At 68.6% G+C, this 12,933-nt stretch carries 14 protein-coding genes; 5 read left to right on the top strand and 9 right to left on the bottom strand.

The genetic code is table 11. The annotated features are described in order from the left end of the window. The first annotated feature begins 119 nt into the window (after positions 1–119). The 3 genes from CJ177_RS02315 to CJ177_RS02305 are packed head-to-tail and all read left to right on the top strand — an operon-like array spanning position 120 to position 2,329. Entirely contained in the window at positions 120–1,283 is a 1,164-nt protein-coding gene (locus CJ177_RS02315) for a Rieske 2Fe-2S domain-containing protein (RefSeq protein WP_005238898.1), read from the top strand. Then, complete coding sequence (locus CJ177_RS02310) at positions 1,261–1,515, top strand: hypothetical protein (protein WP_061041462.1); 255 nt, start codon at positions 1,261–1,263, stop codon at positions 1,513–1,515. Before CJ177_RS02315 ends, CJ177_RS02310 begins: the two co-directional genes overlap by 23 nt. A 22-nt stretch (positions 1,516–1,537) precedes the next feature. Beyond that, positions 1,538–2,329: an SDR family oxidoreductase gene (locus tag CJ177_RS02305; RefSeq protein ID WP_095867192.1), complete on the top strand. Its 792-nt coding sequence runs from the start codon at positions 1,538–1,540 to the stop codon at positions 2,327–2,329. A 9-nt stretch (positions 2,330–2,338) separates the two neighbouring features. On the opposite strand, the gene CJ177_RS02300 is transcribed toward CJ177_RS02305, so the two are convergent. After that, a complete protein-coding gene (locus tag CJ177_RS02300; protein WP_095867191.1) occupies positions 2,339–3,124 on the bottom strand; it encodes an oxidoreductase in 786 nt (261 codons plus the stop codon). 230 nt (positions 3,125–3,354) lie between these two features. Here CJ177_RS02300 and CJ177_RS02295 point away from each other — a divergent pair, with 230 nt between their 5' ends. Further along, the gene (locus tag CJ177_RS02295; protein WP_005238890.1) at positions 3,355–4,170 is read left to right on the top strand and encodes an alpha/beta fold hydrolase; all 816 of its coding nucleotides are present in this window, start codon (positions 3,355–3,357) and stop codon (positions 4,168–4,170) included. 69 nt (positions 4,171–4,239) lie between these two features. Continuing rightward, positions 4,240–5,475, top strand: coding sequence for a low temperature requirement protein A (locus CJ177_RS02290; RefSeq protein ID WP_025432149.1), 1,236 nt, complete (start codon positions 4,240–4,242; stop codon positions 5,473–5,475). On the opposite strand, the gene CJ177_RS02285 is transcribed toward CJ177_RS02290, so the two are convergent. The 8 genes from CJ177_RS02285 to dmpG all read right to left on the bottom strand — a co-directional run bounded on the left by CJ177_RS02285 (position 5,472) and on the right by dmpG (position 12,916). Beyond that, a complete protein-coding gene (locus tag CJ177_RS02285; protein WP_061700298.1) occupies positions 5,472–6,314 on the bottom strand; it encodes a DUF427 domain-containing protein in 843 nt (280 codons plus the stop codon). The two genes, CJ177_RS02290 and CJ177_RS02285, sit on opposite strands and share 4 nt — an antisense overlap. Before the next feature lie 18 nt (positions 6,315–6,332). Then, positions 6,333–6,932, bottom strand: coding sequence for a hypothetical protein (locus tag CJ177_RS02280; RefSeq protein WP_061700299.1), 600 nt, complete (start codon positions 6,930–6,932; stop codon positions 6,333–6,335). After that, on the bottom strand, positions 6,932–8,020 hold the full coding sequence (locus tag CJ177_RS02275; RefSeq protein WP_061700300.1) for a PEP/pyruvate-binding domain-containing protein: 1,089 nt from the start codon (positions 8,018–8,020) through the stop codon (positions 6,932–6,934). The genes CJ177_RS02280 and CJ177_RS02275 overlap by 1 nt, the downstream gene beginning before the upstream one ends. A 2-nt stretch (positions 8,021–8,022) precedes the next feature. Then, the gene (locus CJ177_RS02270) at positions 8,023–8,409 is read right to left on the bottom strand and encodes a hypothetical protein (RefSeq protein WP_025432148.1); all 387 of its coding nucleotides are present in this window, start codon (positions 8,407–8,409) and stop codon (positions 8,023–8,025) included. Between the two features lie 78 nt (positions 8,410–8,487). Continuing rightward, the gene (locus CJ177_RS02265) at positions 8,488–9,642 is read right to left on the bottom strand and encodes a S9 family peptidase (RefSeq protein WP_025432147.1); all 1,155 of its coding nucleotides are present in this window, start codon (positions 9,640–9,642) and stop codon (positions 8,488–8,490) included. Beyond that, a complete protein-coding gene (gene bphC / locus CJ177_RS02260) occupies positions 9,639–10,550 on the bottom strand; it encodes a biphenyl-2,3-diol 1,2-dioxygenase (RefSeq protein WP_005238877.1) in 912 nt (303 codons plus the stop codon). Before bphC ends, CJ177_RS02265 begins: the two co-directional genes overlap by 4 nt. Before the next feature lie 88 nt (positions 10,551–10,638). Then, positions 10,639–11,817 carry an acyl-CoA dehydrogenase family protein gene (locus tag CJ177_RS02255; RefSeq protein ID WP_061700302.1) on the bottom strand — a complete coding sequence of 393 codons (1,179 nt, stop codon included), beginning with the start codon at positions 11,815–11,817 and terminating at the stop codon, positions 10,639–10,641. 40 nt (positions 11,818–11,857) lie between these two features. Next, entirely contained in the window at positions 11,858–12,916 is a 1,059-nt protein-coding gene (gene dmpG / locus CJ177_RS02250) for a 4-hydroxy-2-oxovalerate aldolase (protein WP_061700303.1), read from the bottom strand. Between the last annotated feature and the right edge of the window lie 17 nt (positions 12,917–12,933).

The raw sequence follows: 12,933 nt of genomic DNA, 5'->3' as shown, positions 1-12,933 counted from the left end.
TCAACGGGAAACGCCGCCCCACCGCCCGGTCCCGTCCAGTGGGACCACGTCATGCGGACCGTCCACGCTCACTTAGCGTGCAGGGCACCGCACAAGCCCAGGAGAGGACGGGACGCATCGTGACCACCCAACAGTCCGAGACAGTCGAGGTACGCGAAATCGACGCGGGCGCAGCGCCCACCCGATTCGCCCGTGGATGGCACTGCATCGGATTGTCCGAGGCATTCCGGGACGGCAAGCCCCATTCCGTCGAAGCGTTCGGGACCAAGCTCGTCGTCTTCGCCGACAGTGCGGGTGATCTCGCCGTGCTCGACGGCTACTGCCGGCACATGGGCGGCGACCTCAGCCAGGGCACGGTCAAGGGCGACGAGGTGGCGTGCCCGTTCCACGACTGGCGGTGGGGAAGCAACGGCCGGTGCAAGAAGATTCCGTACGCGCGCCGGGTTCCGCCGCTCGCCCGGACCCGGTCGTGGCACGCGCTCGACCAGGACGGGATGTTGTTCGTGTGGAACGATCCGGAGGGCAATCCGCCGCCCGCGGACGTCACGATTCCCCGCATCGAAGGCGCACTCGACGACGAGTGGACGGACTGGGTCTGGTATCGGACCACGGTCGACACCAACTGCCGCGAGGTGGTCGACAACATCGTCGACATGGCGCACTTCTTCTACGTGCACTACTCGTTCCCCACGTACTTCAAGAACGTCTTCGAGGGCCACGTCGCCGGCCAGTTCATGCGCGGACAGGCCCGCGACGACATGCGCCCGCACGCGTCGGGTCAGCCCAAGATGGTCGGAAGCCGCTCGGATGCGACGTATTTCGGCCCGTCGTTCATGGTCGACGACCTGACGTACCGCTACGAGACGCACGACGTCGACTCCGTGCTGATCAACTGCCACTACCCTGTCAGCGCCGACAGGTTCGTGCTGCAGTACGGCATCATCGTCAAGAAGTCGAAGGACCTCGAAGGCGACGCTGCCACCGAGATGGCGAAGAATTTCGGCACGTTCATCGCGAAGGGTTTCGAGCAGGACATCGAGATCTGGAAGAACAAGACCCGCATCGAGAATCCGCTGCTGTGCGAGGAAGACGGCCCGGTCTACCAGCTGCGACGGTGGTACGAGCAGTTCTACGTCGACGTCGATGCGGTGACCCCGCAGATGACCGAGCGGTTCGAGTTCGAGCTCGACACCACCCGGCCGGTCGAGTCGTGGAAGAGGGAAGTCGAAGAGAACCTCGCACGAAAGGCGCGCGAAGCCGATGCAACCGCTGCAGTGCACTGAGTGCGGCGCGAGCGTCCTGGTCCAGAAGAACAGCTGGGAACACACTTCCGTTCAGTGGGACGACGCGGCCCGCGCCCGGTGCCATGAGATCGGCAGCGCCGGGCCGGGGCGCCCCGGTACTCCCCGGAAAGGATGTTCGGCGCTGACGGCGTCGATCATCCGAGCCGCGGAGGCGGGCGTCGTCCCGGTGCGCGATCCCGACCCCGTCCCGACCCCCGTCGTCGCCCACTGAACAATTTCCGGAAGGACACAACATGATCGACACCGAGCACTACGGCCCGTGGGCCGTGATCGCAGGCGGCTCCGAGGGTGTGGGCGCGAGTTTCGCCGAGGAACTGGGCCGCGCGGGGATCAACCTCGTGCTGATCGCCCGTAAGCCCGGGCCGCTCGAGGAGACCGCGGCCACGGTCCGCGCCCACGGCGTCCTGGTGCGCACACTCGCGCTCGATCTCCTCGATCCGGACGCCCTCGACCGGATCCGCACGGCCACCGACGACGTCGAGGTCGGGTTGCTGATCTTCAACGCCGGGGCCAACAGTTACGGACACGAGTTCGTCAGCGGTGACCTCACCGGCTTCCAACGTGTCATCGACCTGAACATCACTTCGCAGCTGCACCTTTCGCAGCATTTCGGCGCGAGGATGAAGGACCGCGGACGGGGCGGCATCGTGCTGGTCGGTTCGCTGGCCGGGTACCTGGGTTCGGAAGACCAGAGCATCTACGCCGCATCCAAGGCGTTCGGCCGGATCTTCGCGGAAAGCCTCTGGCTCGAACTCGCGCCGTTCGGCGTCCACGTGGTCGAACTGATCCTCGGCGTCACCCGCACGCCGGCGATGGTCCGGGCGGGCCTGAACTTCGATCTTCCCGGAATGAAAGTCGCCGAACCCGAAGACGTTGCCCGTGAGGGGCTCGCGCACATCGCCGACGGCCCGGTCTGGGTGGCGGGCGGCAACGACGACGCGGTGCGCAAGCGCAGCGGTTTCCCCCGCGACGCACTCGTGCGCGGCGCAGCCGAGGGTATGCGGAAACTTCTGGGCCGCCGGTAGCCGCGGAGGTCAGAGGGTGGTGACGAGTCCGCCGTCGATCACGAAATCGGAGCCCGTCACATTGCCCGCCCGGTCGCTCGCGAGGAACACGACGAGATCCGCCACCTCGTCCGGGCGGGTGAACCGGCCCGTGACCGCCTGCTCCGCGACACGCTCCGCCACTGCCTCCGGGTCACCGCCTGCGGCGCGCGCCACCGTGGCGGCGACCCCGTCGTCGCCGAGCCAGAGGGCGGTCGACACCGGACCGGGGCTGACGGTGTTCACCCGAATACCCGACGGTCCCACCTCTTTCGACAGGGCCTTCGAGAAGTTGGTGAGCGCGGCCTTGGACGCGCAGTAGTCGATGACGGTGGGGTCGGGCAGGAAACTGTTGACCGAACTCGTGGTCACGATGCTTCCCCGGCCCGCCGCGATCATCGTGGGCAGGGCGGCGCGGATCGTCCGCACCGCCGACATCAGGTTGAGATTCATCGTCGTGATCCAGTCTTCGTCGGTCACGTCGAGGAACCCGGTCAGTCTCGGGTGGGCGGCGCCGACGTTGTTGACGACGATGCCGAGACTGCCCCGAGCAGTGGCGGCGGCGACGAGTTCGCCCGGACCGGTGGGGGTCGACAGGTCGACGCTCACCGCCTCCACCGTTCCGCTGCGGACGAGTTCGTCCAGTTCAGGGCTGGGCGAGCGCGCCCCCGCCACCACGAACGCACCTTCCGCGGCGAGCGCCCGGGTGATGGCGAGCCCGATACCCTTGCTGGCTCCGGTGACCACGGCGACGGTGCCACGTAAGGCGAGATCCACGGGGTTCCTCCTGACGACGGCGGAGCGTGCACGGACGAGCGGAACATCCCCCTCCGATCACGCTAGCCGAAATGATGCCGACCGCGCTGCAGGCGAGTAATCTCAGCGACGAAGGGCCAGGCCACGGCGTTGCTCTCGTACGGCGATGCCTGTCGTCGCACGACTACACCTGGCGCGCAGGCCCCTTCACCCCTAACCACTGTGTTCTTTCCTGACTCGGGAGACGAGTGATGCGACTTCTTCGCCTTCGAACCGCCGTTGCCGCGTGCGCGATCGCGGCCGCCGGCACGCTCACTGTGGGGGCCGGACCGGCCCTCGCCCAGGATCTGCCGACGGTGGTGCTGGTCCACGGCGCGTTCGCCGACACGACCAGCTGGGATGCGGTGGCCGCGGAACTGCGCGGCCGAGGATACGAAGTCGTGGTGCCCGACAACCCGTTGCGCGGACCGGCATACGACTCCGCCGCCATCGAAAAGGTGCTCGCGGACATCCCGGGGCCGGTGGTGCTCGTCGGTCACTCGTACGGCGGCGCGGTCATCACCAATGTGCATTCGCCGAACGTCGAGGCCCTCGTCTACGTGGCGGCCTTCGCCCCGGCGCAGGGCGAGCCGGTCATGCTGAACCTCGATCCGATCCGGTTCCCCGGCAGCCAGCTGCTCCCGCCGGTGCTTCAGGTGAAGGTCGTCGAGAACGATCCCACCGGAATCGCCGGGAGAAACCTCGACGGTTACATCGACCCCGGCCGATTCCACGAGGTGTTCGCCCAGGACGTCCCGGACGCCACGGTCGCCGACATGATCGCACACCAGAAGTCGGCGGCACTCGTCGCGAACCTCGAACCGACCGCCGATCCGTCGTGGGCGTCGACCCCCAGCTGGGCCATGGTCGCTCAGAACGATCGCGTGATTCCGGCAGCCGCTGAGCGGTTCATGGCCACGCGCGCGGGGGCCCGGATCACGGAAATTCCCGCGTCGCACGCCGTCCTGGTGTCCCAGCCCGGCGCGGTCGCGGACCTCGTGGTGCAGGCAGACCAGGGAACTCCGTAGCGGACCGCCGTGAACGCGCCCGGACAACCGGCACCGAACAGCAGGAGCCTCGCCCACCGCGTCCAGAAGATGGTGGGGCGTGATCCGCACGAGGAACACCGTGCGGCAACGCCGTTGGAGCTGCTGTTCGACCTGACGTTCGTCGTCGCGTTCGGCGTCGCAGGCGATCAGTTCGCGCACCTCGTCGCCGAAGGACACGTCGCCGCCGGGCTGGCGGGATTCGCGTTCGCGATGTTCTCGATCATCTGGGCGTGGATCAACTTCTCCTGGTTCGCGTCGGCCTACGACACCGACGACTGGATCTACCGGGTCACCACCATGATCCAGATGATCGGCGTCGTCATCCTGGCGCTCGGTATGCCTCCGATGTTCGCGTCCATCGACCGCGGAGTCGAACTCGACAATTCCGTGATGGTGTCCGGGTACATCGTCATGCGGGTCGCCATGGTGTTCCAATGGCTGCGCGCCGCCAAACACGACCCCGAGCACCGTTCCGCGTCACTGACGTACGCCACGACGCTCGTCATCGCGCAGATCGGCTGGGTCGCGTTGGTGATCGCTCCCCTCACCGTCGAGTACGCGTTCGGCCTCGGCGCGATACTCATACTCGTCGAGCTGACCAGCCCCGTCATCGCCGAACGATACAAGGGCGGAACACCCTGGCACGCACACCACATCGTCGAGCGTCACGGCCTGCTCGTCATCATCACACTCGGCGAAGGTGTGATCGGCACCGTGGCATCACTGTCCGCCGTGGTCGAACACCAGGGCTGGACACTGGACGCGGTACTCGTCGCGGTCGCGGGCATCGGACTCACGTTCGGACTGTGGTGGGTGTACTACACCCTGCCGTCGGCCGAGGTGCTCGAGGTGTACCGCAGCCGGTCGTTCGTCTGGGGTTACAGCCACATCGCGCTCTTCGCGTCGCTGGCCGCGGTGGGGGCCGGACTACACGTGGCGGCGTATTACATCGAACACGCCTCCCATCTCGGCGGGACGGCGACGGTGCTCTCCGTCGCCGCGCCCGTCGCGATCTTCCTCGCGGGCGTCTACGCGCTGTACACGTATCTGCTGCGGGTGCCCGACCCGTTCCACATCCTGCTCCTCGTCCTGACCGCGGCCACGATCGCGCTCGCACTGGTGCTGGCGGCGCAAGGCGTGTCGATGGCGTGGTGTCTGATCGTGGTGATGCTGGCACCGGTCGTCACGGTCGTCGGATACGAATTGCTCGGACACGCGCACGAGGCCCGGGCGCTCGAGATCGTCCTCGGGCGCGCCGACACCGGCGCCGGCGAGGAGTACTAGGACCAGGGAGTCACCGGCCGAGGCCGGGCCACACCGTCGACGACCAGATCGAGCCGCTCGTCGAAGAAGGCCACGAGCCCCCGAACTTCCGACGCGTCGACGAGGGGCTCGTCGTATCGCCACGCGATGTCGTGAAGCACTCCGCCGGCGGTGACCGCGGACCGGTAGGCGGCCTCGCCCTTGTAGGCGCAGTACGACGTCGTCGCACTCGGTTGAAGTTCCGCGACGACGTCGCCGGGCGGCAGGTAGTAGCGGACCGGAAGCAGTGTTTCGAACAGCATTTTCGCGCGCCGAGTGTCGGCGAGGAGGGTGTCGCCCAGCATCACCCGGATATGGCGGGACGTGCGGCGAACGTCGATGCGCTGGAATGGGTCGTGCGGATGACCGACGATCTCGTCGTCCTCCTCGAGCCAGCGGTCGAAGCCGTCGAAATCGAGAACCACGTACCCGGTCAGGTCCTCGTCTCCGGGCCGGAACCCCAGGGCATACCCTGCGCCGGCGGTGCGGAGCGAGACGGGTTCGCCCTCCGTGCTGTGCACCGAGAACGGCACCCGCGGATCGAGTACCGGCAGCGTCGTCACGTCCGGCAGGGCGAAACCGACGTCACCTGCTCCTTCCGCCGGCACCGAATCCGTTGGCTCCGGCGACAACTCCGCGTCGATGTCTTCCGCCGGCACCGCGTACGTGGGAACGACGCGCCGCGGTTCCCAGACCAGGACCGCACGGTCACTGTCGACCACGGTGGTCCCGTTCAGCACCGCACGGATCCGCTTCGCCGTCGGCTCGTAGCGAAGCTCGCGCAACTGACGTCCGATGCTGTCTCGCAGTCGCAGGCCCATAGTTCGAGACTAGGCCTGTCATCGGGCTAGGCCGAGAGAAGTGATGAGGTCCTCGTGGAACTCGAACCAGACGCGGTGGCAGGAGTCGCGGTCGGTTGCCGTGATCCAGGCCGGATCGGTGCCCGCTCGCTCGACGCCGCCGGCGAACCGCCGGTGATAACCGGCGAACCGGTCCATGCCCGCGACCAGGCGCGCCTCGAATTCGCCCAGGGCGTCCGCCGCGGTCGCCAGCCGGGTGATCGTCTCGTCGAGGGTCACGGTCGACTCGCCGAAACCCATCTCGGCCAGCTGCCAGGCGGTGCACGCATCCGCCACGGCGACGTTGTGCGGCAGGAAGTCCTGGTGCACCTGCACCACCACGGCGCGGGAGCCGCACCGGTCGAGCTCGGCGGCGAGCAGTCGCTCGCCGTGGACCTTCCCGGTTTCGGTCAGGGACCAGCCGCTGTCCCCGGCAAAGTCGGTGTGGGTGACCCACCCACGGGCCTCGGCATCGAGCAGGTGCTCTGCGGCCAGCCCTGCAGGCAGGGCGAACCGGGCCGCGATGCGCGCGGTCTCCGCGTAGCCCAGGATCCGCACGGCGTGCAGCACCAGGATGTCCGACGGGGTGCGGTGCGACATCAACTCGTCCCCGCGTTGCCGGTGGCGGTGCCGACGTGCCCGTGGGTGCCGTCGACGCGGACCCGTCGGCCCTCGGTCAGGATGGTCATGGCCCCCGGCGCCGCCAGGACTGCCGGGATGCCGAATTCGCGGGCCACGATCGCGGCGTGCGCGAGCATCCCGCCCGTCTCGGTGACCACCGCGCACGCGCGGGCGAGCAGCGGGGTCCACGCCGGCGAGGTCGTACGGCAGACCAGCACGTCGCCCGGACGAAAGCGGGCGAAGTCGTCCAGGCTGCCGATGATCCGCGCAGGCCCGACGGCAGTGCCCGGGCCGGCTGCCACGCCTGTCAGCAGAACGTCGCCCGACGTGGCTCGCACTGGCAGCGCGGCGGTGGGAGCGGTCGTGATCGGGCGGGCCTGCAGGACCCGGATCTCGTCGCCGGCGATCGCCCACTCGATGTCCTGCGGGCGGCCGAACAGGCTCTCGATATCGCGTCCCAGCGCCGCGAGGGCGAGGGCCTGGGCAGTGGTCAGCAGTTGCCCGCCGCGGTGCCGGGCGACCTGCACATGCGCACCGTCGACCAGGTACGCCTCCGGAGTGACGGTCCCGGCCACGACAGTGTCACCCAGGCCCCGCGCAGCCTCGATCACCACCTGCTCGGTACCGGTGAGCGGGTGCCGGGTGAACATGACTCCGGCCGTCTCGGGTTGCACCATCACCTGCACGATCACCCCGGCCGACGCGGGGGCTTCCCGATCGGTGCGAGCCGCGTAGGCGACGGCTTCGGGCGAGGAGCCCGACGCGGCGCTGCGATGCACCGCCTCGATCACCTCGGCGCTGGTGGTGACCCCGAGCGTCGTGGTCAGCTGTCCGGCGAACGAGCACTCGACGCCGTCCTCCGCGAGGGCGGACGAGCGCACCGCGAACGGACCGGGCCCGAGACGGCGCAGTCCGATGTCGATCTCCCGCTCCCAACCGGGATCGCCGAGCGGGTCGGGTATCACGAATCCGTCGGGCACCCGGAATCCGGCACGCAGCAGCAGGCCGAGGTTGCGGGCCTTGGCACCGCAACCCTCCGACGCGTCCGGCAGGGGGACGATCGGCATGCTCAGGCCTCCGCGTCGCGGTCGCCGGCCCTGGCAAGGACCCGGTTCAGACGCTGCTGGGCAGCCTGCGCCGAACCCAGGCCGAGCTCCTCCGCGACCTGCGGCCAGGTCATCCCACTGGCACGGGCAGCAAACAGCAGGCCGGACTCGATCTGATCGAGCTCGACCCGAGCTGACGACAGCAGCCGCAGCCCGGCCGCGAGCACCGCCGGGTCCGTGCCCTGTGCGTCCCGGCCGGCCCACGCCGCGAACCTGACGAGGTCGGTGTCCGAACGTGGCTGCCCGGAATGCTCCCAGGGACGCCGCTCGAGTCGCGCGGCACCGGCCTCGTTCAGCGTCGTGCGTGCCTGATCGAGTTCGGCCGCGTGTGTCTGGTCGTCGGTGGTCACCCGACCACCACACGCTATCAACAGTCTGTTGTCAACATTCTGTTGATGGTCGCGTCGTCGGGCGAGGTCCCGGCATCCTCAGCCGGCGAGGATCCCGGCGACGAAATCCTGCGCGTCCTTCTGCGACGCACCGATCGTCCCGCGATGGTCCGCACCCTCGTACGTCCGATACGTCAGCTCATTCCCGTTGTCCTGCAACGTCTTCACCATCAGATCCGTCGACGGCTCGCTCACCACCAGGTCGCCGGAGCTCTGCGCGACCAGCGTCGGGACCTGCACGTGGACCCTCGACGGCTCCTGGCGGGCCAGGTACTCGGTGAGCGGTCCCAGATCGGCGTCGGGACGGAAGACCTGACCCGCGGGCACGGGCGGCACCTTCCGGATGTCGTCGATGCACCCGGTCCGCGCCACCGTCAGCAACGGTTGCGCCTGCTCCGTCAGCAACGCCGACGGGTCGATGGCGGGATCCGCGGCCTGGGCTCCGAGGAGGATCAGCGGGAGGAACGCCTCGGCCGCTTCGATACCCGGAACACCCGAGCGGAAGTACTGCGGCGTCTGGTCGAGCCCGTTGCCCGGCGCGATCGCCACCGCACCACCGAGGTGCAGTTCCGGCGCGCGCTCCCCGCCCTGCGCGGCGGTGAACAACGCCGCCTGCCCACCCTGGCTGTGACCGATCACGAACCACGTCGAGCCGACCGCCGGATCCATCGCCCGGGCGGCGCGCACGATGTCCACGACGGCGTTCGTCTCGGTGTCACCGTTGATGTACGGGTGGATCCCCGGCGTGCCCAGACCCTGGTAGTCCGTGCTCACCACCGCATATCCCTTGGCGACCCAGTCGTCGAGGGACGCGTCCACCCCGGAGAGATAGCCGTGGGCGGGGCCGCCGGCGAAATCCGCGGACGGGGCGCAGGCGTCCGCGACGCCGGTCGTGCCGTGCGCCCAACTGATCACCGGATACCCGCCCTCGGGTGCCGGCGTGCGGGGAATCGACACGGTGCCCGACACGACGACAGGGTCGCCGTTGCCGTCCTGCGACGCGTAGGTGATCACCTCGTTCCGTCCGGCGCTCGGCAGTGCGGGACCGTCCGCGACGGCGCGGGACGAGAGAAGCTGGCCCGGTCGCAGTGCGCCCGGGTCCGTCGCCGTCTCGGATGTCGCAGTGGAACAGGCGGTTCCACCGAGGAGGACGAGTGCGGCCACCGCGCCGATCCGGGCGCGCGACAACATCATGAGAACGCCGCCAGCGGCTCGGAACCCGACCAGTCGTGACCCCAGTAGCTGTCCGCCGTGATCTCCTCGGCGGTGTAGTGCGTCTCGTCGACGAGCATGCCCTCCGTGCCGAACTCGAGGTCCCAGCCGCCGGGGGCACGCACATAGAACGACACCATGCGGTCGTTGGTGTGCCGGCCGAGGGTCGACGAGATGGAGAAGCCGAGCTTGCCGAGCCGGTCGAGTGCCTGGCCGACGGCGTCGAGGGTGTCGACCTCCGTCATCAGATGCACCATTCCGGGTTCGCCGCTGCGCGGCGCAGGGCACAACGCGAGGCTGTGATGGCGCTGATTGACGCCCATGAACCGCACCCGGCGGGCCGGTCCCGGGGCGTCGGCCGGTCCGAGCCGGATCGCCCCTCGCGGCAGGAAGCCCAGCACCTCGGTGTAGAACGTGTAGGCCTCCTCGAACGCCGGCGTCGGGAGGACCACGTGCCCCAGACCCTGTGCGCCGGTGACGAACCGCCCGCCGTGCGGAGTGACGACCGGACTGTGGTCGAGCACGGGCCCGAAGAACACCTCCACCCGTGTGCCGGACGGATCGTCGAACGCGATCACCTGCTCTGCGTCGCGGTGGCGCGACTCCTCCTCGGACAGGACGTCGACCGTGACACCCGATTTCTCCACCTGCTCACGCACCCGCTGGAGAGCGAACTGGTCGCGCACCTCCCACCCCACCGCGAGTGCCTTGTCCGTGTCACCGGGGAGGACGATCAGCCGCGACCGCCGCTCGTCGACGCGCAGGTACAGGCCGTCGGGCTCGGGGCCGAAACCCTCGGCCATGCCCAGCCCGTCCACCACCAGCTCACGCCAGCGTGGCACGTCCTTCGTCTGGATCCTGAGGTAGCCGAGTCCTCGAATGTCGGTCATGTGAAAGTCCTTTCCTGGAGGCGGCTCCGCCACCCGTGCGTGGTTGACGAGTCTCTGGACTCGCTAACCACGCACGGGCGCGGAGCGCCTAGATCATCGAGCGGTGGATGCCCTGAGGTTCCCCGCCGAGCTGGGTCAGAGCCGAGGAGTGGAAGATCGACCCCGGCACGTGGATGGCGTGAGAGAGGCCGGCGTGGGCGTCCCGCCAGAAGCGCTGCAGGGGTGTCTTCAGTTGGAGCGCACCGCCACCGGAGCGTGCGAAGATCTCGTCCACGGCGCGCACCGCCCGCCACGCGGCGGCCGTCTGCGTGCGCCGGCCGATGGAGCGGAGTTCGAACGAGACGTCCTGCCCCTTCTCGGTCATGTCCCAGAACCGGTCGACCGTCTCGAGGATCGCCGCGCGCGACGCCGCGATCTCCGCCGCCGCCTCGCCGATCGCGAACAGTACGTACGGGTCTTCCTTGATCGCGGTGCCCGACACGGTGACACGTTCACGCTGCGCATTCAGGTGGCAGGCCAGCGCACCCTCGGCGATGCCGATGAGCGAGGACGTGATGCCGAGCGGGAAGATGCACGAGAACGGGAAGTTGTAGAGCGTCTGGGTGCGGCCGAACTCCTTCGGCGCGGACCCGTCGAACACCTTGTCGGCCTGCAGGGTCCGGTGCTGCGGGATGAACGCGTCCTTGACGATCAGGTCCTTGGACCCGGTGCCGCGCAGTCCGACGACGTTCCAGCTGTCCTGGTCGATGTCGTAGTCGGAGCGTGGCAGCAGCACGTGCAGGATCTTCGGGGGCATCACCCGGTTGCCGTCCCGGTCGCCGACCGCGGCGCCGATCATGATCCACCCGCAGTGGTCGGTGCCCGAGGAGAACGACCACCGTCCGTTGAGGACGTACCCGCCGTCGACGGGAGTCGCGACCCCCATCGGCGCGTACGGCGAGGCCATCCACATGTCGGAGTCCTCGCCCCACACCTCGTCCTGGGCGGTGCGGTCGAAGAATGCGAGTTCCCACGGGTGGACGCCGACGATGCCGCTGACCCAGCCCGCGGCCCCGTCGATGGCGCCGATGCCCATCGCGGTCTCCGCGAACTCGCGCGGGTGGGATTCGTAGCCGCCGTACTCCTTGGGCTGCAGCATCCGCATCACGCCGGAGTCGCGTAACCTTTTCGCGGAGGTGTCGGACAGGCGCATCAGCTTGTCGCCCTCGACGCCTTCCGCACGGATCTCGTCCGCGTACTGTTCGATCCTGTCAAGAACCTGGCCCATGATGATCTCGGCTTTCTGGTGTCGGTACCCGGCGAAACGCCTAGGCGGACTTCTTCTCGGCGACTGTGGAACCCGCGGAGTCCCGGTCTGCGAGACCGAGGGCGATCTCGATCAGCTGGTCCTCCTGACCGCCGACCAGCTTGCGTCGGCCGGCCTCGATGAGGATCTCCGCACCGGACACGCCGTACCGGCGGGCGTGGGAATCGGCGTGCTTGAGGAAGCTGGAGTAGACACCCGCGTAGCCCATGGTCAGCGACAGCCGGTCGAGCAGGCAGTCGCCGTCCATGATCGGCCGGACAACGTCCTCGGCGGCGTCGATGATCTTCAGAGTGTCAATGCCCGTGCGGATTCCGAGCTTCTCGGTGACGGCGGCGAACGCCTCGACCGGAGTGTTGCCCGCACCCGCACCGAAACGCCGGGTGGAGCCGTCGATCTGCAGGGCGCCGGCCTCGACGGCGAGCACCGAGTTGGCGACGCCGAGGCCGAGGTTCTCGTGACCGTGGAAGCCGACCTGTGCGTCGTCGCCGAGTTCGGTCACCAGTGCGGACACGCGGTCGCTGACGGCGTTCATGATCAGTGCCCCGGCCGAATCGACCACGTACACGCACTGGCATCCGGCGTCGGCCATGATCCGGGCCTGCTGCGCGAGCACCTCGGGGGGTTGGCTGTGCGACATCATGAGGAACCCGACCGTCTCCAGCCCGAGGTCGCGGGCGAGCCCGAAATGCTGCACGGAGATGTCGGCTTCGGTGCAGTGCGTGGCGATGCGGCAGATGCTCGCGCCGTTGTCCGCCGCCTCCCGGATGTCGGATTGCACGCCCAGCCCGGGGAGCATGAGGAAGGCGATCTTCGCCCGTTCCGCGGTCTCCACGGCGGCCTTGATCAGCTCCTGCTCCGGGGTGTGGCTGAAGCCGTAGTTGAACGAGGAACCGCCGAGTCCGTCGCCGTGGGTGACCTCGATGACCGGAACCCCGGCGGCGTCGAGCGCCCCGACGATCGAGCGGACGTGTTCGACGGTGAACTGGTGTCGCTTGGCGTGGGAGCCGTCGCGCAGCGACGAGTCCGTCACCCGGATGTCGAGATCAGCACTGTAAGGCATCGGTATTCCTTCGAAGA

This window comes from Rhodococcus sp. ACPA1 (assembly GCF_002300195.1).
Classification (GTDB): domain Bacteria; phylum Actinomycetota; class Actinomycetes; order Mycobacteriales; family Mycobacteriaceae; genus Rhodococcus_F; species Rhodococcus_F opacus.
Note: the sequence above shows the minus strand (reverse complement) of the source record. Positions and strands in the feature narration are given on the sequence as shown.